The sequence below is a fragment of the Sinomonas soli genome, assembly GCF_054782415.1.
Window position 1 is genome coordinate 219,674 of sequence record NZ_BAAGSN010000015.1, and the last position, 20,678, is coordinate 240,351.

Consider the following 20,678-nt stretch of genomic DNA (forward strand, 5'->3'; position numbering starts at 1 on the left):
GCCGTCGGGTGCCAGGTGAGTGCAGCCCCGGCTAGTGAGCCGTCTGCTTCCGCTTCCGCCGCACTACCGAGTAGAGCACCGCTGCGGCGACGATCAGGATCCCCTGGAAGACGTACTGGAATGTCTGCGACAGGCCCAGGAACGAGGTTGCATTGAGGACCTGTGTCAGCAGGACGGCACCGAGGAGGGTCCCGATGAAGGTCCCGCGCCCACCAAGAAGGCTGGTGCCCCCCAGGACGACCGCAGTTATGCTCGCGAGCGTGTACGTCACACCCTGAGACGGATCGCCCACGCCGATCTGGGCCATCAGCATGAAGGCGCCGACCGCGGTGAACAGGGACGTCGCGACGTATCCGAGGATAGTCGTGCGGTCAATCTTGATGCCGATCCGGCGGGCAGACTCCTCGTCTGATCCGGTGGCTCGCAGCCGCCAGCCCCAACGGCGCCGTCGGAGGCAGAATTCTGCCGCGACCGCGGCAGCTACGAGCACGAGGAACGCAACGGGGAAGGGTCCGACCGCTCCGGTGATGGCGGCGACGACGCCCTGGTTGATGTACCCGCCAGGTCCGTCGCGGAGGACGAAGCTCAGTCCCTGGATTCCGATGTAGAGGGTGAGCGTGGCCGCGATAGGCGTGAACCTGCCGAATCTGATGAGGCCGCCGTTGATCAAGCCGACGGCGCCGGCGATGACGATCATCAGTGCGAAGCCCAAGGCGATTGTGCCAATCGACTGGTTGTCGTTGATGAAGAATGACCCTGCGACTACGAGGAAGCCTGCCAGCGGGCCAACCGAGAGGTCGATGCCCCCGAGCAGCAGGGCGATGGTCTGGCCCAGCCCAATGAAGCCCAGGGCAGTGGCGAGCAGGAGGATGTTTCCGATGTTGAATGGGGACAGGTACCGGGCGTTCTGGCCGGAGATCAGCACGGTGAGGACGGCGATCACCACCACGAGGAGGGCCGAGGGGGCATAGTCTCCTTGGAGGAAGCGGCGGATGCCGCTGGCGGAGGCCTTCGCGTCTGTCGTCCCCAGATCTTCGGCGTGGACCGCCTTGGTCGTGGCGCTGACCGCTGCGCCGATGATCTTCTCTTCGATGACATCATCGCCGCTGAGGGTGCGGACGACGCGTCCGCGCGACATCACGATCACGTCGTCGCACAGTCCCTCCAGTTCCTTGGCATCGGAGGAGTTGACGATGACGGGGATGCCGCTGGCGGAGACTTCGCGGAGGATCCGGTAGATCTCGGCGCGTGCTCCGACGTCGACTCCCTGGGTGGGCTCGTCGGCGACGAGCATCGACGGCTCTGACAGCAGGGCCCGGGCCATCACGACTTTCTGCTGGTTCCCGCCCGAGAGGGCTGATACGGGGGCGTCAAGAGAGGGAGCCTTGACCGCGAGCTCCTCGAGGCTCGTTCCGACCCTTCCCAGTTCCTGCTTGCGGTTCAGGATCCGTGCGCTGCGGAACTTGTGGAGAGCGGCGAGTGCGGCGTTCTCGCGGACGCTCAGGGTCATCGCCAGGCCCTCCACGTGCCGGTCCCCGGGCATGAAGGCCGCATCCCGGAGGAGGTCCCGTGAACTGAAGGCACGGCCATCGATCGAGACGCCGCCGGTGATGGGCACCAGGCCGGCAAGAGCGTGCATGAGTTCGGCCTGCCCGTTGCCTACGACGCCCGCGACGCCGATGATCCGGCCGCGGCGTCCGACGATGCTGACGTCCTCGAATCCTTCTCCCGATATCGAGTCGAGAACGAGGTTCACTGGTGAGTCGGGCTCATGAGCCTTGGCAGGGAAGGTGGATTCGAGCTTGCGGCCGACGATGAGACCTAGCAGCTGCTCATCGGTGATGTCCGCGACATCGGCGTGGCCTCGGAGCCGGCCGTCCCTCAGGACGGTCACGCGCTTGGCGATCTCGCGCACTTCGGCAAGGCGGTGCGTGATGTAGGCCACGGATGTGCCCTCGGCGACGACCGAGCGCACTTTCTCGAAGAGCATGTCGGTTGCGTCCTGGCTCAGCGGCGCAGTGGGCTCATCCAGGATGAGCAGCTTGGGGCGCGTTGCGAGCGCCTTGGCGATCTCGAGCAGGTGCTTCTGCGCCACGGTGAGGGATTCGACCCGGTCGCGCAGATGCACGTGGAGGTTGACGCTGTCCAGCAGGCGTTCGGCCACCTCGACGTCGGTGCTGCCGGCGAAGACGCTCCGTGGGAGCGAGACCTGCAGGTTCTCGAGTACGGTCATGTCGGGCAGGACGGCAGGGTGCTGGTGCACGATGGCGATCCCGAGCTGCGCCGCGAGGGCAGGAGTCAGCCGTTGGATCAGCTCGGTCTCGAACTCGATTGTTCCCCCGTCCGGTTGCACTGTTCCGGAGGAGACATTCATGAGGGTGGACTTGCCCGCGCCGTTCTCCCCGAGGATGGCATGAACCTCCCCCGGACGGAACTCGACCGAAACGTCCGAGAGCGCTGCGACTCCCGAGTACAGCTTGGAGATCGAGGTGAGCCGGAGGGTCGGGGGAGCGTCGGAGGACGCTTGTGAAACATCCTGCCCCGGCTCGTTCTTGAGGGCGGGGGAGTCGTCCTGAGTTGTCATCACGTTCACAGGCCTTTGCTTTCTTCGGCTGGGGGTCGGCGCCTGGCCCGGGCCCGGTCTTCCGCGCCCGGGCCAGGCACCGAGGCGCCATTACTTCTTGTTGATGACCGATGCCTGGGTGGCCTTCGGCAGCTGCGCCGAGAGATAGATGTCGCCGGGCAGGCTCGAGTCGCATTGCACGGAGTTCGGCTTCCCGGTGACGGAGTCCTCGAACTTGGGGGCTGCGAAGGTGGTCGTATCGGGGGCCTGGCCACCGGTGGCCTTCGCGATAGCCCACTGGACAGCCAGACGCACGTTGTCGTTCCCGGTGGCTACGGTCATCAGCTTGAAGTCCGGGTTGGCTTGGTGGTTCTGCTGCCAGAAGCAGCCCAGGGCGTTCCCGTCCGAGGTCGCGATGGCGGGGATCGATCGGCCGCTCTTCTGGAACACGGGCAGAGCGCCGACGAGCGAGGGCCCGAAGTCGGAGACGATAACATCGATCTTCGGGTTCTTGGCGATCTCAGCTGAGAGCACCTGCTGTGTGAGTGCCGGATCCCAGTTGGTCACGTCGTAGGGCTGGTCCTGATTGACGAACTTGTACTTGTCGTCCAAGACCTGCTTGAGGCCGGTGAGCTCGTCGTTGCCCTGGCTGTTGCCTTTGGGACCGCTGAGGAACAGCACATTGCCGCCGTTCGGCAGGATCGACTTGATCCATTCGCCCCAGCTCTTGCCGTCGTTGGTGAAGGAGGCTCCGACGAACTGGGTGTAGTCCGTGCCAGCCTTCCCCCCGACGTCCACGCGGTAGGGGACCACAGTGACGCCAGCCTTGAACGCACTGCGGATGGCCGGCAGGACCGCGGGTCCCGCGTCTCCGAAGACGACCATGGAGTCAACCCCCTTGGCAACCATGCTGTTGATGTCGGAGATTGCCTTCTGGGTGTTGCCCTGGCCGTCGGCGTAGTCGTAGCTCGTGACGCTTGGGCACTTCTTCACCTCGTCCGCACCGGAGGCGGTCGTAACCTGGCGCCAGCTGTTGCCGCCGAAGCCGTCGAGCTGGGCGAACTTCACCTGCTTGGTGCCGCACCACGAGGGGGCACCTGCGAGGTGGGTTCCGCTGGGCGCCGCGGAGGACGTGGAGCCAAGGCTGCTGCAGCCGGCCATGGCAAGGGTCGAAGCCACGGCCGCCGCGAGCAGGGCCGAGGATTTGGTCGTGCTCTTCATCTCTGGTTGATTCCTCCTGGTTCAGGTGCGACATCCGTGTCGCGGGACGTTCGGACGAAGGATGGGCGTGCCGGCGGGCTCAGGCGCCAGCGGGCTGCGGCGTGGTCTGACGTCTCTGCTGGAGCCAGACCCGCACGTGGCTCCAGTTCACCGCGTACAGGGCCACCCCGACCGCAAGAGCAGCCGCCTGGACGAGGGTCTGTGCGGAATAGGTGACGCCCAAGGCCAGGGCGAACTGGTCGAGCTGGGTCAGGAACAGCGCGGCAACGACGGTGGAGACTGGGAAGCCCCGGCCGCCGAGCAAGGACGTCCCCCCGAGGACGACCACTGCCACGGAGGGCAGCAGCAGGGAGTCCCCTTGGAAGGCGGTGGGCTGGTTGGTGATGCCGGCCAGGAGGATCCCCGCAAGGCTGTAGGCCAGCTGGGCCCACACGTAGGCGAGGAGACGGTGGGAGCGCACATGCAGGCCCACGGCGCGGGCTGCGATGTCATTGGCCCCCACGGCCTCGAAGCGCCGGCCGGCAGCCGTCTTCTTCAGCACTGTCGCGACCACGCCGAGTGCGATGAGGGCGAACAGTGCGGAGTTGGGGACTCCAAGGACGGATCCCCCTGCAATGGATGCCAGGAGCGGCGTCGTGCTACGGGGAGTCCCCCCGGAGATGGCGAAGACGGCCCCGTAGAGCAGCGCGTTCATACCGAGCGTTGTGATGATCGCGTTGAGCTTCAGGAAGCTGACCAGCGCGCCGTTGATCGCCCCGGCGACTGCCGCCAGCAACAGGGCCATGATCACGGCAGGAAGCAGTTTCGAATTGTCGCCGTCTGGCTGATGGGTCACGGTGACGACCGCGAGCGATACCCCGCCCGCGACCGAGAGGTCGACACCTCCCTGCTGCACGACCAGTAGCTGGCCCAGGCCGGCGACCGCGAGCACCGCGGCAAAGGGGATGCTCCCGACCAAGGCGGTCTGGGAAATGCTCGAGGGTGCGAAGATGCCGCAGAGGATGAAGAGAATGAGCGTCGAGGCGGCGATGGTAACGAAGCCTTTGGAGTTGGCGAATCGCGAAGTGGCGAGTCGGGCCGTGCGCCGCATTGGTGCGTCTGTCGTCATGTCTGTCTCACGCCTTTCACTAGAGAAACCGCACTGTTCTCTGGGTGTTTAGTGAGACTGTACATAAATGTGGCCTCGTTCACAAGAGCTTTCGTCCCTTCCCGTGAAGCCGGGAAATTCCACCGTTCCCCGGGCCCGTCGAAGGCTTGGGTACCCCGTGGGCGGCGCAGCGCGTGAAGTGCCGCTGAAGGGCGCGTCCGCCCCGGCTGAGCCCTGCGAGCGGGAGCTCCACCGGGACGCAGTGGCGGCCCCTTCGGCCGCGCTTCCCTAGCCGCCCGATGGACCGGCCATAGCCCTCGTGACTTCCGCGACTGCAGCCCAGTCCAGACCCGCAAGCGAGGGGTCTGCGACGGCTGCCTCGAACATCCGCCGCAGCACAGGCGCGGTGGGCAGGACTACGCCTTCGGCCTGGGCCGCCTGCTCAGCCAGAGACAGGTCCTTGAGACCGAGGGGGAGAGTGAAGCCCGGGGGCGAGTAGCGCTTGTGAGCGATGATCGGCCCGTACCCGGAATACGCCGAACCCGTGTAGGCGGAGTCGGTGAGGATGTCCACGAAGGCCTGGCCGGCGACACCGGCTCGCTCTACGAGGGTGAGGGACTCGGCGAGGGCCTGCAACGTGTGGATCAGGTTGTAGTTGACCGCGATCTTCACCAAGTTGGCCGTCTCCGGGCGGTCGCCCACGACCCAAGTCCGCTTGCCGACCACGTCCAGGAACGGCTGGGCCAGATCGACCAGCTCCCGCGTGCCCGCGGCGACGATATTGAGCTTCCCGAGCTCTGCGACGCTAGACCGGCCGAGCACCGGAGCTGCCACGTAGCCGACACCGGCGTTCTCATGCATCGACGCGAACCGCGCCGCGCCCTCGACGCTCACAGTGGCATGGTTGACGTGGACGGTGCCCGGAGGCGCCGACCGGATAACCTCGTCAGTGAACACGGAGCCGAAGGCGTCGTCGTTGGCTAGCATGGAGAAGACTGTCCCTGTTCCTACAGCCTCCCTTACGTCGCGGGCGAGGACAGCGCCGTCGGCGACCAGCTCCGCGGCGGCGCTCTCGGTGCGGTTCCACACGTGGACGGTGTGCCCCGCGCTGAGAAGGCGGCGGACCATCGGCGTCCCCATCTCACCGAGGCCCACGAAACCGACGACGCTCATGAGCGGACCTCCCGATACCGTCCGAATCCGCCCCACATCTGGGGCGCTGGCGGCTCGTTCACGGGGGTGCAAGGCATGATGCTCCTTTGGATCGCCGGGGTTCCTAAAACGCTGCCCCAGTCTGCTCAGATCTCCGCGCGGTGGGCGCGGATCGTGCGTGATGTGCAGCGTACGTGAACAGTAGCGCGCCCGGCCTTGCTGGCCAACCCTTCCTCGCTGTCCCGTCGACTCCTTGACATCACTGGGATCGCTGGCTTCAATAGCAGAACTGGTGTTTAGTGACAGTGCACACATTGCCAGCAGTTTCTCCAAGGCATGTACGGCTGCCGTACCTCATCTCTACTGCGAAGGAGCAGACCATGGGCGAGCGCGTCAAAGGCCGCACCATCATCGTGACCGGAGGGGCGTCGGGGATCGGCGCGGCGATCGCCAAGGGATGCGCGCGGGAAGGGGCCAGCGTCGTCATCGCCGACCTCAACCTGGAAGCCGGCCAGAAGGCCGCCGAGGAGATCACGTCCTCCGGCGGCAGGGCCATGGCAGTCCGAGTCGACGTCACGGACCGCGAGTCCGTCGCCGCAGGAATCCGGGCCGCCGTCAACGAATTCGGGGCGCTGCACGTCTACTTCAACAACGCGGGGATGAATGCGCCCCTGAAGTTCCTGGACATTACCGAGGACAACTTCGAACGGGTCATGCGAGTCAACGCCCTCGGGGTGCTGGTCGGGACGCAGGAGGCTGTGCGCCAGTTCATGGCGCAGGGGACCGGCGGCAAGGTCATCAACACCGCGAGCATCGCAGGACGGCAGGGATTCCCCAACTTCGCGCCGTACAGCGCAGCGAAGGCTGCGGTCATCTCCCTCACCCAGGCCGCCGCCCGGTCTTTCGCGGACTCGGGCATCACGGTCAATGCCTTCGCCCCCGGTGTGGTCGCCACACCGCTGTGGAAGAAGCTCGACGAGGACCTGGCCAAGATCGGTGCCGCAGACGCAGGCTTCGACTCCATGTCCGAGGACATCCTCTTGGGTCGCCCGGCGCAGCCGGAGGACATCGTTCCCACAGCGCTGTTCCTCGCCGCAGAAGACTCCGACTACATCACCGGGCAGGTCATCCCGATCGAAGGCGGAATGATCCTCGTCTGACCAGTGTCCGCAAACCGTCCGTTGGGGAGGGACCCTCGGCGGTGCCAGAAAGGCAGCAACCAGCATGAGCACAGCAACCTTTGGAACGAATGCCGTCGACTGGGAGGAGCGTATCCGCTTCGACCGGCTCCGCGAAGAGCGCCTCGCACGGCTCAAGGCCGAATTGGAGGCCTCGGACCTCGGCGCCCTCCTTGCCTTTGACTTCGCCAACATCCGATACATGTCGGGCACCCATATCGGGACTTGGGCGATCGACAAGGCGATCCGGTTCGCGCTGATCACTCGCAACACCGACCCCATCGTCTGGGACTTCGGCTCGGCCGCGAAGCACCATGCCCTCTACAACCCGTGGCTGAGCACGACGACAGCGGAACTCGACGCCGATCCGCACGCGCCTCACCACGGGGCAGTCCGTCCTCGTCTGGAGTCGGGGGCCCGCGCGGGCATCTCAACGCTTCGCGGGGCCTTCCACCCCGAGGCCGGCATCGCCGAAGAGGTCGCCCGCAAAGTGAAGCGGGAGCTGGAGAAGTTCGGGGTCGCGAACGAGCCCGTCGGCGTAGACATCATCGAGCTCCCCGTGCTCTTCGCCCTCAAGCAGGCCGGAGTGGATGTCGTGGACGGCCAGCAGGTGTTCCTCCAGGCCCGCGCGATCAAGACGCCCGACGAGATCTCGCTCCTGACCCAGGCGGCCTCCATGGTGGACGCCGCCTATGACGAGCTGTACCGTTTCCTGCGCCCGGGCGTCAGGGAGAACGAGACCGTCGGACTGGTCTCGAAGGTCCTCTACGACCTGGGGTCCGAGTACGTCGAGGGAGTGAACGCCATCTCGGGCGAGCGGTGCTCGCCGCACCCGCATGTCTACTCGGACCGACTCATCCGGCCGGGGGATCCTGCATTCTTCGACATCCTCCACAGCTACAACGGGTACCGGACCTGTTACTACCGCACCTTCGCGGTGGGGTCGGCCAGCCCCGCCCAGAGGGATGCCTACAAGAGGGCACGCGAGTACATGGACCGTGCGATCGCGCTGGTGCGGCCGGGCGCCACGACGGCGGACATCGTGGCACAGTGGCCGAAGGCCCAGGAGTTCGGATTCCCGGACGAGGAAGCCGCCTTCGCCCTCCAGTACGGCCATGGCGTCGGGCTCTCTATCTGGGAGAAGCCGATCTTCTCCCGCTTGGTCTCGTTCGACCACCCGGAGGAGCTCAAGGAGGGGATGGTCTTCGCCCTCGAGACCTACTGGCCTTCTGCCGATGGGATCGGCGCGGCACGCATCGAAGAGGAGATCGTCGTCACGGCGACTGGCTGCGAGGTCATCACGAAGTTCCCGGCCGAGGATCTCCTCGTCGCGGGACAGCGCTACTACTCGGTCAACGGCACCCTGCCGCTCCTGCGCAGCGCGCAGTCCCACCTGAACACCTCAGCCGGACGGGGCCAGCTGGATGGGTCCGGGACATCGGAGCGGACCGCCTCCAGCTCTCAGGTGCTCGCGCAGTAGCCAGAGGAGGACCCGAGAATGAAAGCTGCAGTGATCTACGGTGATCACGACGTCCGGATCGAGGACAGGCCGGTGCCCGAGCGGGCGAAGGGCGAGGTTCTCCTGCGGGTGCTGCGCACCGGCATGTGCGGAACCGACGCTACTGAGTGGAAAGCGGGCCCGCTCGCCTTCCCGCTCTCACGCCCCCACCGGGTCACCGGCCACCAGGGTCCCATGATCTTCGGGCACGAATTCGTCGGTGAAGTCGTCGAAGCAGACCCAAGCAGCCCCTGGGTTCCCGGGGACGTGGTGGCCTGCGGCGCCGGCGTGTCCTGCGGGGAGTGCGACAGGTGCCTGGAAGGACGGACCAATCTGTGCCGTCGCTACTACACCCTCGGCCTCAGCACTCATGGCGGCATGGCCGAATATGTGTCGAGCCCGGAGAGGATCCTGGTGCCCGTACCCGAGGACCTCCCGCTCGATGCGGCCGGCCTAGCCCAGCCTCTCGCGGTCGGGCTCCACGCCGGGCGTCGATCCGGAGTCCGCGACGGGGACCGGGTTATCCTGATCGGAGCAGGCGCAATCGGATCGTTCGTCCTCACGGCGGTCCGTTCGCTCGCAGGCATTGACCTGACCGTCATCGACTTCCCCGGGGAGCGGCTCGAGCGGGCCCGGCGGCTGGGTGCCACCCGCGTGGTGGAAGCCGGCCCCACAGCCGTGGACACAGTCGCCGAGGCCATCGGGGGAGGCGGGGCCGACGTCGTGATCGAGGCGAGCGGGGCCCCTGGGCAGCTGAATACCGCCATCTCCATGGTCCGCGACGGCGGGACGATCCTGCAGGTCGGGCTTCCGGCCAAGCAGCAGGAAGCGGACATCCACTCCCTGGTCATGCGGGAGATCACGGTCCAGACCACCCTCGCCCACGTCTGCGGAGAGGACCTGGCGCCAGCGCTCGAGATTCTCCGCAGCACTAATCTCGCCGAGGAACTGCTGGACTCGGTGCGCCCCCTCGACGAAGTCGCGGAACAGTTGGAGCGGCTGGCCACAGGTCAGCTCGAAGGTAAGGTCCTGTTCGACCCGTCGCTCTCGCCCGCGTCGGAACCGTCGTCGGTCACATCGGAACACAACTCCCACGGAAGGTGAATCTCCATGAAGGCAGCCGTCTTCTACAAGGAACACGACATCAGGGTCGAAGAAGTATCGGACCCCGGCAGCCCGGGCCCCGGCGAGGTCCTGTTGAAGCCGTACTGGTGCGGGATTTGCGGCACCGACCTGCACGAGTACGCCATGGGGCCGATCGTGATTCCCTCCGATCCGCATCCGCTCAACGGCTCCCAGCTCCCGCAGATCCTCGGGCACGAGTTCTCCGGCGAGGTGCTCGAGGTCGGGGAGGGGGTTAGCTCGGTGCGCCCGGGTGATCGCGTGTCGGTGATGCCGATCCTCTACTGCGGCGCCTGCTACTACTGCCGACGTGGGCTCAACCACCTCTGCAGCTCGATGGCGGCGGTGGGGCTCAGCTTCCGCTGGGGCGGCATCGCCGAACAGGCCATTGTTCCTGAAACGCACATCAGCGTCCTTCCCGACGAGGTGAGCGACCTCCAAGGCGCTCTCGTAGAGCCCGCAGCCGTGGCTGCATACGGCGTCGACACCGCTCAGGTCGGCGCCGGGGACACCGTCCTGATCACCGGGGCCGGTCCCATCGGCGCCCTAGCAGCCCTTTACGCCGCTTCAATCGGCGCGCGAGTCATCATCTCCGAAGTCAATCCCTCGCGCGCGGCCCTGGCCGAGAGCCTCGGGATCGCAGAGGTCGTGGACCCATCGGAGATCGACGTAGTCGAGTACGTGAAGGCCAAGACCGAGGGGATCGGCGCAGACGCCGTCATCGAGTGCTCGGGCAATGAGCGTGCCCTGCAGACGGCGATCGCGGCCGTGCGGAAGTCCGGCCGCATCTCGCAGACCGGTCTGCACACCCGCGAGGCCTCGATTGAGCCGATGGTGCTCTCCGAGCACGACATCACGCTCAGCGGCACTTGGTGCTATCCCGTCACCGACTGGCCCAGGATCATCGACCTCATCGCTCGCGGACGCTTCCCCGTCGAAAAGGTCGTGACCGCCCAGATCGCGATGGCCGACGTGGTCGAGAAGGGCTTCGAGTCGCTCCTGTCCCCTACAGGGGACCAGGTGAAGGTCCTGGTCGATGCCCGGGCCCGCTGAGGGCGGCGCGGTCGGACGCACCAGCCCGCGAGAAAGGCAGAGAAGGAAATGAAGGTGACCTTATGAAGGCTCTGCAGTATGCGGAGAAGAACGTGGCGAAGGTGGCCGAGCTGCCGGTTCCTGAGATCGGCGCTGACGAGGTGCTCGTGGCGGCGCGCAGCGTCGGGGTGTGCCACTCGGACATCGATCTGCTCGAGGGCCGGTACATCATTCCGTTCGAGTACCCGCTGATCCCCGGCCACGAGTGGTCCGGCGAGGTGGTACAGGTCGGCGTGGACGTCACCGCCTTCGCTCCCGGAGACCGGGTCGTGGGCGAGTGCGTGATCGGCCTGGACCATTTCGGATTCTCGATCAGCGGCGCGGCTGCGGAGTTCTTCGTGGCCCGCCCCGAGTGGCTCCATCGCCTCCCCGACGAGCTCTCGTACACGATGGGCGCCCTGGTCGAGCCGTTCAGCGTCGCGTACTACGCTCTGGTGCGCGCGGGCAAGGTCGACGCCAGCGACACGGTTGTCGTTCTCGGCGCGGGACCTGTGGGGCTCGCCGTGACGGCTGCCGCCGTGGCCATGGGAGCGGTTGTGGTCGTGGTCGAGCCTGCCGAAGAGCGCCGGCAGGCTGCGGCTGACCTCGGTGCCCATCACACGACCCACCCGGATGACGTCGATGCCCTCCTTGAGAAGGTCACCGGCGGCAGGGGAGCAGACCTCGTCGTCGAAGTTAGCGGGCGGCCCGAGGTCATGGCGCGTGCGCTGGAGCTGGTGGCCTTCCAGGGCCGTGTCTCCTATGTCGGCATCGATGTCGGTCGCGAAGCCCCTGCCAAATTGGGGCTGATCCAGTCCAAGGAGCTTCGGATCACTGGAGCGATCGGCTCGCCCGGGGTCTGGCCGGAGACCCTGCGCTTCCTCGCCCACAGCAAGGTGGACCTGAGTCCGCTCGTCACCCAACGGTTCTCCCTCGACCAGGCGCTGGAGGCCCTCGAGGCCGCCCACGATCCACGGACGACCATCAAGGCCCACATCGAATTCGATGCAACGCTGCCAAGCTGAGAGCCCCGGGGCGCACGCCTTCTGACTCCACACCGCGGCACCACTGCGGCGAACGGCAGGGCCCCGGTCCAATCGGACCGGGGCCCTCCCTTTCGTGCCACCCGGTGGAGGAAGGTCGCTTTCGGCTACGGCAGGATCTTGGCCGCCCTGTACCGGTCCACGTACCGGAAGAAGCTGTCCCGGCTGTCCCGGAAGCCTAGGAAACCCGCCTTGCGCGACTTGTTCATGTCGGTCAGGCACTCGATGTTCCGGCCGAGGTCGCTGTCGCTGTGCCACCACGAGGCGATGCGGTCGACGTCTGGCTCGACCAGGTCATGCTCTGCGGCGATCTCCCGCCAAAGCGGCGCGGCGTCCGCCATCCTTGCGGCGAGCGGGCGCGGCACATCCTGGAATCCCTCCCACTCGACGCCGAAGTGTTCCGCAATCTGCGGCCACAGCCATCGCCAGCGGAATGTGTCCCCGTTGGCGATATTGAAGGCCTGGTTGTGCCCCGCCTCGTTCTCGGCGGCCCACCTGATCTGCTCTGCGAGCAGCTCGGCATCCGTCACATCGGTCACACCGTTCCACTGCGTCTCCGAGCCAGGAAAGACGAACGGGAGTCCCTTCTCACGGCAGATGGTGGCGTACGCCGAGAGGGTGAGGACCATGTTCATGGCGTTTCCCGTGGCGAAGCCGAAGATGGTGTGCGAGCGGTGGACGCTCCATGTCGCGCCCAAGCGCTCGGTCCCGGAGAACAGCTCGTCCTCTTGGGCGTAGTAGAAGTTCGGCTTGTCGAGGCGCGGCTCGTCCTCGTGGAACGGCGTATCGGGCAGGACCCCCGTCGCGTAGTTGTCGAACGGGCCAAGGTAGTGCTTGAGGCCCGTCATGAGTGCCACATGCTTCACCGGCCCCGGGTCCAGGGCGCCGAGGAGGTTTCGGACGGCCCCGCCGTTCACGCGGATGTTCTCTTCCTCGCTGTCCATTCGCGTCCACGCGGTGATCGCGACAAGTTCCGGCTGCACCCCCATGAGGGCGGTCCGTAGCTGCTCGGGCTCCTGGAGGTCCGCCTGGACCGAGACGACCCCCGGGATGTCGAGGGCCCTGCTTCGCGAAAGACCGGTCACCTGCCAGCCTTGCTCCGCCAACTGCGCGCTGAGGGTGTGGCCGACGATTCCGGTGGCGCCCACGACGAGGGCACGGCGGGGCTGGGCTGCTTCGGTCATTGCTCTCCTAAAGGGTTCAGTTCTGCTCAGGCCAGTGAACGGGCCGGCCTGGAGCCGAGGTAATGCTGGTAGGCTGCCTCGCGCTCCGACTTCGGACGCTCGTAGGCGACCTCCACGAGCTCGATCGTGATCCCGTCGGGATCGCGGAGGTAGACCCAGCGCCAGCCGGCCAGCACGCCATCGTCGACCGTGTTCACGTCCGACAGGAACTCCACTCCGGCTGCCTCGAGCCGTGCCTTCTCAGCGGCGATGTCGTCCACGCGCAGGGCCAGGTGCATTGCGCCGAGGTGGTTCTGGTGGACGGCCTCGTTGTGGTCGTCCTCGCGGTTGCCATACTCGATCAGCTCGACCTGGGTCTCGGCGACGCCGAGGCACACCTGGCGCAAGGATGCCCCAGGGACGCCGACACCCTTCGCGAGGCCCTCCCCGCTGAACCAGGGACTCGGTTCGGTCACGAACGGCAGCCCGAGGATGTCGTGGTAGAAGTAAATGGACTCATCCAAGTCCTTGACGATGATGCCCGCGTGGTGGACGCCGATGATGGACACAGCACACTCCTTCATTCTCGTTGCTCGCCAGCCCCGGGCGGCCCGGCGCGACCTGGAATCTACGGGCGCCCCGAGGACGGCTCCGTTGCCGCTGCTTCCCGACGAGTGTACTGTTCATTATCAGTAAACGCTACGGGCAGGGGTGTGTGAGCTCCCCGCCGCGGGCTCTGGGCGAGGAGGCCCGTGTATTCTTGGTCGATAATGTTCTGGACCCATCTACAGATCAACCCTCCGCTGGGGCACGCGGGGCGTGGGCCCACGGCCCCGGGAGGGCGGAGATGACCAATCTCGGCGAACGGCTCAAGCAATATCGCCTGCGCGCCGGGCTCTCGGTGCGGGCGCTTGCGCGCCAGGCGGACCTCTCACCCTCATTCATCTCCCAGATCGAGAATGGGAAGTCCCGGCCCTCGGTCGGGACCCTCTACTCGTTCGCGCAGCTGTTGAATGTGCCCATCGACGAGCTGTTCGAGGAGCACGAGCGGGGCCCTGGGAACTCCTCGGACACCGATGCGGAGTTCCATCCTGCCGAGGTGTGGAAGCTCTCGGAGTACTCCAACCGGGTCTCGGTTGTGCATCCGTCCCATCGCCCGCACCTCGCGATGGCCGAAGGAGTTGATTGGGAACGCCTTGCGGCGACCTCCGAGCGGGGCATCAACTTCATGAAGATCACCTATGCCCCAGGCGCGAGCTCCCAGGCCGACGGCGCTCTGGTCACCCATCACGGCTACGAGTACGGCTACGTGCTCAGGGGTCAGCTGGAGGTGACCGTCGGAGACGAGGTCTTCATCCTCAACGCTGGGGAGTCATTGGGTTTTGACTCGACGATTCCCCATCGGCTCCGCAACTGCGGGACCGACGTCTTCGAAGGCGTCTGGTTCATGCACGCCTCTCATTGAGGTAGGCATTATCTCCTCTCGCAGCAGTCGTCCCCCCCTCCGGCTACGAAGTGCTGCAGCAGCGCCAGGAGCGTTCCCGGGTCGGGCCTCCGTATGGGGCCCTTGACACGGTCGGCAGTCCAGCCCTAGCTTGGCTAGCATGTTCACTGCAGCTTAACGGGCCAGTGAACGCACAATGGCGTGGCTGGCCCGGCGGCCGGCGGAGAGGAAGAACGACACTCATGGACCTCGGCAACCGACTCGGTCATCTCACCTACTCAACTCTTGTCCATGCCGGCGACACTTGGGCTGAGATGAGGGAGAGCCTCCAGACCTTCCTGCCTGCCGTCAAGGAGCGCATCTCACCCGACGCACCGTTCGGGGTGTCGCTTCGCATCTCGGCCGACTCCGCGCAGACCCTCACACAGGAACCGGCCCGGCGCGACGACCTCGTCCGGTTCCTCAAGGAAAACGACCTCTACGTCTACACGGTCAACGCCTTCCCGTACGGGCCGTTCAAGGGCGGCAGCGTGATGGAGCGGGTCTACGAGCCGGACTGGACCACGGACGACCGGGTCGCATACACGAACCAGGTCGCCGACATCCTGGCCGAGATCGCCCCGGCCGACATCAGTCCCAGCATCCAGACTGCCCCGCTGGCCTTCAGGCCGAAGGTCTCCGACGACGGCTACGTCGTGCAGTTCACCACGAACCTCCTCCGCGTCGTCGCTCATCTGGTCGAGGTGGAGCGGGGAACGGGCCGGAGGGTCAAGCTCGCACTCGAGCCCGAGCCCGCCTGCTATCTGGAGACGACTGAGGAGACCATCCGCTACTTCAAGGACCGGCTCTACACCCGGGAGGGCGTGGCTGAGTTCGCACGGCTGGCCTCGGTCCCGATCTCCGAGGCGGAAGGCCTGCTCCGCCGGCACCTCGGGGTGGTCTTCGACATCGGGCACCAGTCTGTCGGGTTCGAGAACATCGCAGATTCGCTCAATGCCCTCGTTGAGGCGGGGATTCCCATCTTCAAGCTGCAGGAGGCCGCAGCGCTCTGGGTCGGGGAGCTCACGCCCGAGCTCGTTCCCCAACTGCGGACCTTCACCGACACGATCTACCTGAGCCAGTCGACGCTTCGCCGGGACGGGACGGACGTCAAGTACCTGAACCTCGGCGAAGCCCTCGACGCGTTCGAGGCAGACCCGCGCCCGGCCGAGCTGCGGACGCATTTCCATGTGCCGGTGTTCCTCGAGGAGCTCGGACCGTTCCGCACGACGAGGTTCGCCGTCCAGGACGCGCTGCGGCTCCACCGCCAGCTGCCGCTTTCGGACCATCTGGAGATCGAGACGTACACCTGGGACGTCCTCCCTGCACACCTGAAGACGGGTGACATCGTGGACTACGTGACCCGTGAGCTCGAGTTCGTCCGGGACACTGTACTTGGTCGGGACTAGGGAGAAGCGCAATGGCTCAGAAGCGGCTTGCGGTCCTCGGGGCCGGGGCAAACGGGGCGGCCATTGGGGCGGACCTGACGCGTGCAGGGCACGACGTCACGCTGATCGAGCAGTGGCCCGAGCATGTGGCCGCCATGCGCGAGAGGGGTGTCCGCGTCAACCTTCCCGCAAAGAGCGTCACCACTAGGGTGCGCGCCATTGACCTGTGCGAGGTTGCCACGCTGCGGGAGGCGTTCGACATGGTCTTCGTGCTCGTGAAGGCCTACGACACGCGCTGGGCCACGGAACTGATCAAGCCGCTTGTCGCTGCCGATGGACTCGTCGTCGGAGTGCAGAATGGTATGACGATCGATACGATAGCCGACGTCGTCGGGCCTGAGCGCACGCTCGGCGCAGTGATCGAGATCTCCTCCAACATGTTCGACGCGGGCGTGGTCAACCGCCAGAGCGACCACGCGCGTTCCTGGTTCGCCGTCGGCGGCATCCACCCATCGGCCCACACCCGGGCCGAAGAGGCTGCAGACCTGCTGCGGAGCGCGGGGAGGGTGGAGGTCTCTGACGACATCCGCGCCTCCAAGTGGATGAAGCTTGTCGTCAATGCCGCCGAACTCGTCCCGTCGGCTATCCTCGGACTGCCGCTGGGTGAGGCCGGCGAGGTCCCGGGGTTCCGCTCCTTCATGCTCGAGGCCGGACGCGAAGCGGTCCGCACTGCGGTGGCGGCCGGAGTCAGGATCCGCCCCATCTTCGGCCTTCAGGGGCTGAACCTGGCTGATCCGGACAGTGTCGCGGATGCCCTCTTCGACGAGGTCATCCGCCACTTCACCCTCTCAGACACCAAGACCACAGTCCTGCAGGACTGGCTGAAGGGCCGACGCAGCGAAGTGAATGAGATCAACGGACTCGTCGTGGACATGCAGCGCAAGCTCGGCGGCGCAGCGCCGGCCAACGACATCACTGTCCGCTTCGCGCGCCGTATCGAGAATGGCGAGCTCGAGGCCGGGCCGGCCAACGCGGAACGGATGCTCAGGGAGCTCGGGTCCTTCGTCGGCTGAGCCCGAGCTACCCGACGTCCGCCGCCGGGGCTTGAGGAAGGAACAGCTCGGGATGCCCGAGAAGCTCAAGCCTCGTGCGGCGGATGTGGCCGAACAGCACACGCTCGGCGTCGTCGGCATCGCCATGGCGAATCGCTGCCACGAGAAGCTGGTGCTCATAGTGCAGCGCCCGATTGTCCTCCGGGCCGATCGAGAGCGTGAAGGCACGCCGGTAGTGCTGGGTCGAGTTCCAAAGCCGCTCGACGGTGTCACCGAGCATCGAGGTCCTGGCCCCGCTGTACGAGAGCAGGTGGAATTCACGGTCCAGTTGCAGGAAGGTCTCGACATCGGTGCCGGCCTGCATCCGATCCGCAAGATCCGCAAGGCGGTCGACGATGCCGGCCTCGAGGCCGGGCATGCTGTATCGCAGGAGCAGCGGCTCGATCCGTTCGCGTATCTGGTAGACCTCTTGGCACTCTTCCATGCTCAGCTCCGCGACCCAGGCGCCGGTGTTGGCTACCAGCGTCACGAGCCCCTCCGATTCGAGGATTCGCAGCGCTTCACGAACGGGGAGGCGGCTCGCCCCGAACTCGTGGGCGATGTCCTCCTGCCGGATACGGGTCCCGGGCGTGTAAACGCCCCGGAGGATCGCGTCCCTGAGGGAGACAGCGATCCGGGCGCCTGCTGCGCCGTCGCGGCTGATGGGTCTGGGCATGCGGGCCTTCTGCGGGAGTCGGGGGGCCGGAGCCGCGCTCACTCGGCGGGCCTGGCAGGATGCCACAGCTTAACAGGCGCGTCCTTCTCGTAGGCCTTCCCATGGGGGAAGCTCACCAGCTCGAACTGCATGCCCCATGGGGCCCGGAAGTAGACCCAGCGCTGCCCGGCACTGTAGCTCGAGCTAGAAGTCGGCTCGCCCATGATCGTCACTCCATGCCGCCGCAAGTGCTCCATGGCCGCATCCAGGTCGTCCACGTAGAACGCAAGGTGATGGCCGCCGATGTCGCTGTTGCGCGGCTGCTGTGCCTGGCCGTCGGCCGCGTCGTACTGGAACACCTCGAAGTTGGGCCCGAACCTGCACCTGTAGAAGCGCAGTTCGCGCATCACTGTTCGAGGATGGACGCCCAGATGCTCCCGCATCCAGTCGTCGCCGGCCTCCCCGTGGGCGAACGGCCCGAGCGAGTACACCCGCTCGCAACCGATGACGTCCACGAAGAACCGCTCGGCCTCATCGAGATCCGGCACCGTGAAGCCAATGTGCTCGGTGCCTCGCAGTCCGGGGAGCCCATCGCCCATTTCGCCACTCCTTCGTAGTAGTTGGATACAAAGCTAGCGCAGATAGTCGCTTTTTGGGACTAAATCCTCTTAATCTGCTTGGATTGGATTCAATTTAGTACTATGATCGACATCACCCAAGAGTCGGTCAGAAGGGACCGGCCCGAGTGATGGAGACGGCGAACATGCCCCAACGACGACGTTTGGAACCGGGATCGGCCTGGATCCAGCTGAGCACCACCGCTCAGGACTGGAAGGATGCAGACCCCAGCCTGCTGGCCACCATGCTGGGCCAGCTCCACCTCATCCGCGCCTTTGAGGAGACTGTGCTCGAGCTGGCCGGGGAGGGCCTCGTGCACGGGCCTGCGCACTCCAGCATCGGCCAGGAGGGAGGTGCGGTCGGCTCCATCGTGGCGCTCAGCTCCTCCGACGCCATCAATGGCTCCCACCGTGGGCACCATCAGTTCCTCGCCAAGGCCATCGGGCACGTGAGCGGAGGGAAGCTCGGCCTCACCACCCTCGTGGACGAAGACCTGCAGAGCGTCCTGCAGCGCACTCTCGCCGAGATCCTCGGGCTCGCCCAGGGCTTCTGCCGAGGTCGCGGCGGTTCTATGCACCTGCAGTGGTTCGAAGCCGGCGCCCTCGGCACCAATGCGATCGTCGGCGGCGGAGTCCCGCTGGCGGCAGGCAACGCCTGGGCGCAGAGGCATGCCGGCACGCAGGACGTGACGGTGTCATATTTCGGCGACGGGGCGACGAATATCGGCTCTGTCCTGGAGTCGATGAACCTCGCCGCCGCATGGAAGCTCCCGCTGGCCTTCTTCATCGAGAACAACCTCTATGCAGTATCCACAGAGGTGTCCGAGGTGACTGCGGAGCCGCGCCTCTCGGCCCGAGGCCTCGGGTTCAACATCCCGGCATGGCGCGTCGATGGGATGGACCCTCTTGCCGTGCACCTGGCCATGCAGGAGGCCGAGGAGATCATGCGCGCAGGCGGTGGCCCCGCCGTCATCGAAGCCGAGGTCTACCGCTACTTCCACCAGAACGGCCCCTACCCGGGCAGCGCCTTCGGGTACCGCTCCAAGGAGGAGGAGGCAGCCTGGCGCGGGCGGGATCCGCTGGACCGCGTCGCCGGGGAGATGGCCAAGCTCGGGCTCATCGACGACGCCGGGGTGGCGGCCGTGCGCGAGCAGGCGCAGGCCGCCATGAAGGCGGCCGTCGTCGAGCTCATTGAGGCGGACCCCGACAATCCGGGCAAGCGTCGCGTGCGCCCCGAGCTCTGGCCTGACCCGGGGTTCGTCGACGTCGGACTCCGCGGCGACGCCAGCGAGCTCGACGGGGTCCGGCTCCTCGACCCGCTGCACTTCTCGGGGCCGCTGGAGAGGAAGAAGTTCGTCGACGCAGTCGCCGGCGTCATGGACCGGCGGATGAGCGAAGACGGGCGCATCGTCCTGATGGGCGAAGACATCCACCGCCTCAACGGGGGCACGAACGGCGCGACCAAGGGCCTCTCGAAGAAGTTCCCCGACCGGACGCTCGGAACCCCCATCTCCGAGAACGCCTTCGCCGGACTGGGCGGGGGCATGGCCTTGGACGGCAGGTACCGGCCGGTCGTCGAATTCATGTATCCCGACTTCATGTGGGTTGCGGCCGACCAGGTCTTCAATCAGATCGGCAAGGCCCGTCACATGTTCGGTGGCGACAACCCCGTCCCCCTGGTCCTCCGGACGAAGGTGGCCATGGGGTCCGGCTACGGCTCCCAGCACCTCATGGATCCCGCCGGCATCTTCGCCACAGCCCCGGGATGGCGGATCGTTGCCCCCTCTTCGGCGGCAGACTACATCGGCCTGATGAACACGGCTCTGGCCCTGCAGGACCCCGTCCTGGTCATCGAGCACGTCGACCTCTACGGACGCAGTGAGGAGGTGCCTGAAGGCGACTACGACTACTTCCTCCCGATCGGCAAGGCCGCGCTGCGTGCCCAGGGCGAGGAGATGACCGTCATCAGCTACCTGTCCATGGTGAACCACTGCCTCGAGGGCATAGAGCAGACCGGCGTCTCCGCCGACCTCATCGACCTCCGATGGCTGGACCGCGCGTCGCTGGACTGGGACACGATCGGCGAGAGCATCCGGAAGACGAACGCCGTGTTGATCGTCGAACAGGGAGCGCGCGGCACCTCCTACGGCGGTTGGCTTGCTGACGAGATCCAGCGGCGCTTCTTCGACTGGCTCGATCAACCGGTCCAGCGGGTGACGGGCGGGGAGGCCAGCCCGAGCATTTCCAAGGTGCTCGAACGGGCGGCCATCGCACGGACCGAAGAGGTCGTCGCCGGGATCGAGACCGTCCGAGCCGGTCGCGGGGGGCGGTAGGCATGGCAACCAT

The 20,678-nt window shown here is 66.3% G+C and carries 17 protein-coding genes; 9 read left to right on the forward strand and 8 right to left on the reverse strand.

The features are described 5' to 3' along the window. Positions 1–31 precede the first annotated feature (31 nt). The 4 genes from ACYVKZ_RS14495 to ACYVKZ_RS14510 form a co-directional block, all read right to left on the reverse strand. Positions 32–2,584 carry an ATP-binding cassette domain-containing protein gene (locus ACYVKZ_RS14495; protein ID WP_460992942.1) on the reverse strand — a complete coding sequence of 851 codons (2,553 nt, stop codon included), beginning with the start codon at positions 2,582–2,584 and terminating at the stop codon, positions 32–34. Between the two features lie 90 nt (positions 2,585–2,674). After that, complete coding sequence (locus ACYVKZ_RS14500) at positions 2,675–3,784, reverse strand: substrate-binding domain-containing protein (protein WP_460992943.1); 1,110 nt, start codon at positions 3,782–3,784, stop codon at positions 2,675–2,677. A 79-nt stretch (positions 3,785–3,863) separates the two neighbouring features. Beyond that, positions 3,864–4,892, reverse strand: a complete 1,029-nt coding sequence (locus tag ACYVKZ_RS14505; RefSeq protein ID WP_460992944.1) for an ABC transporter permease — start codon at positions 4,890–4,892, stop codon at positions 3,864–3,866. Between the two features lie 267 nt (positions 4,893–5,159). After that, positions 5,160–6,044, reverse strand: a complete 885-nt coding sequence (locus ACYVKZ_RS14510) for an NAD(P)-dependent oxidoreductase (RefSeq protein WP_460992945.1) — start codon at positions 6,042–6,044, stop codon at positions 5,160–5,162. A 359-nt stretch (positions 6,045–6,403) separates the two neighbouring features. Here ACYVKZ_RS14510 and ACYVKZ_RS14515 point away from each other — a divergent pair, with 359 nt between their 5' ends. The 5 genes from ACYVKZ_RS14515 (at position 6,404) to ACYVKZ_RS14535 (ending at position 11,917) form a co-directional block, all read left to right on the forward strand. Continuing rightward, entirely contained in the window at positions 6,404–7,183 is a 780-nt protein-coding gene (locus ACYVKZ_RS14515) for an SDR family NAD(P)-dependent oxidoreductase (protein WP_460992946.1), read from the forward strand. A gap of 64 nt (positions 7,184–7,247) precedes the next feature. Beyond that, complete coding sequence (locus ACYVKZ_RS14520; protein WP_460992947.1) at positions 7,248–8,681, forward strand: M24 family metallopeptidase; 1,434 nt, start codon at positions 7,248–7,250, stop codon at positions 8,679–8,681. Between the two features lie 18 nt (positions 8,682–8,699). Beyond that, a complete protein-coding gene (locus ACYVKZ_RS14525; protein WP_460992948.1) occupies positions 8,700–9,803 on the forward strand; it encodes a zinc-dependent alcohol dehydrogenase in 1,104 nt (367 codons plus the stop codon). Positions 9,804–9,809: 6 nt separating this feature from the next. Beyond that, on the forward strand, positions 9,810–10,874 hold the full coding sequence (locus ACYVKZ_RS14530) for a 2,3-butanediol dehydrogenase (protein ID WP_460992949.1): 1,065 nt from the start codon (positions 9,810–9,812) through the stop codon (positions 10,872–10,874). Between the two features lie 62 nt (positions 10,875–10,936). Then, a complete protein-coding gene (locus ACYVKZ_RS14535) occupies positions 10,937–11,917 on the forward strand; it encodes a zinc-dependent alcohol dehydrogenase (protein WP_460992950.1) in 981 nt (326 codons plus the stop codon). A gap of 125 nt (positions 11,918–12,042) precedes the next feature. On the opposite strand, the gene ACYVKZ_RS14540 is transcribed toward ACYVKZ_RS14535, so the two are convergent. Then, positions 12,043–13,119: an SDR family oxidoreductase gene (locus ACYVKZ_RS14540; RefSeq protein WP_460992951.1), complete on the reverse strand. Its 1,077-nt coding sequence runs from the start codon at positions 13,117–13,119 to the stop codon at positions 12,043–12,045. Positions 13,120–13,145: 26 nt separating this feature from the next. Next, positions 13,146–13,667 carry a VOC family protein gene (locus ACYVKZ_RS14545; RefSeq protein ID WP_460992952.1) on the reverse strand — a complete coding sequence of 174 codons (522 nt, stop codon included), beginning with the start codon at positions 13,665–13,667 and terminating at the stop codon, positions 13,146–13,148. A gap of 278 nt (positions 13,668–13,945) precedes the next feature. Here ACYVKZ_RS14545 and ACYVKZ_RS14550 point away from each other — a divergent pair, with 278 nt between their 5' ends. From ACYVKZ_RS14550 to ACYVKZ_RS14560, 3 genes are all read left to right on the forward strand, one after another. After that, positions 13,946–14,563, forward strand: a complete 618-nt coding sequence (locus tag ACYVKZ_RS14550; protein WP_460992953.1) for a helix-turn-helix domain-containing protein — start codon at positions 13,946–13,948, stop codon at positions 14,561–14,563. A gap of 221 nt (positions 14,564–14,784) precedes the next feature. Further along, the gene (gene eboE, locus ACYVKZ_RS14555) at positions 14,785–15,990 is read left to right on the forward strand and encodes a metabolite traffic protein EboE (RefSeq protein ID WP_460992954.1); all 1,206 of its coding nucleotides are present in this window, start codon (positions 14,785–14,787) and stop codon (positions 15,988–15,990) included. An 11-nt stretch (positions 15,991–16,001) separates the two neighbouring features. Then, complete coding sequence (locus ACYVKZ_RS14560; RefSeq protein ID WP_460992955.1) at positions 16,002–17,042, forward strand: ketopantoate reductase family protein; 1,041 nt, start codon at positions 16,002–16,004, stop codon at positions 17,040–17,042. 7 nt (positions 17,043–17,049) lie between these two features. On the opposite strand, the gene ACYVKZ_RS14565 is transcribed toward ACYVKZ_RS14560, so the two are convergent. Then, on the reverse strand, positions 17,050–17,736 hold the full coding sequence (locus ACYVKZ_RS14565) for a GntR family transcriptional regulator (protein ID WP_460992956.1): 687 nt from the start codon (positions 17,734–17,736) through the stop codon (positions 17,050–17,052). A gap of 38 nt (positions 17,737–17,774) precedes the next feature. Further along, positions 17,775–18,314, reverse strand: coding sequence for a VOC family protein (locus ACYVKZ_RS14570; protein ID WP_460992957.1), 540 nt, complete (start codon positions 18,312–18,314; stop codon positions 17,775–17,777). A gap of 164 nt (positions 18,315–18,478) precedes the next feature. Between ACYVKZ_RS14570 and ACYVKZ_RS14575 the strand changes: the two genes are divergently transcribed. After that, entirely contained in the window at positions 18,479–20,665 is a 2,187-nt protein-coding gene (locus ACYVKZ_RS14575; protein ID WP_460992958.1) for an alpha-ketoacid dehydrogenase subunit alpha/beta, read from the forward strand. Positions 20,666–20,678 lie beyond the last annotated feature (13 nt).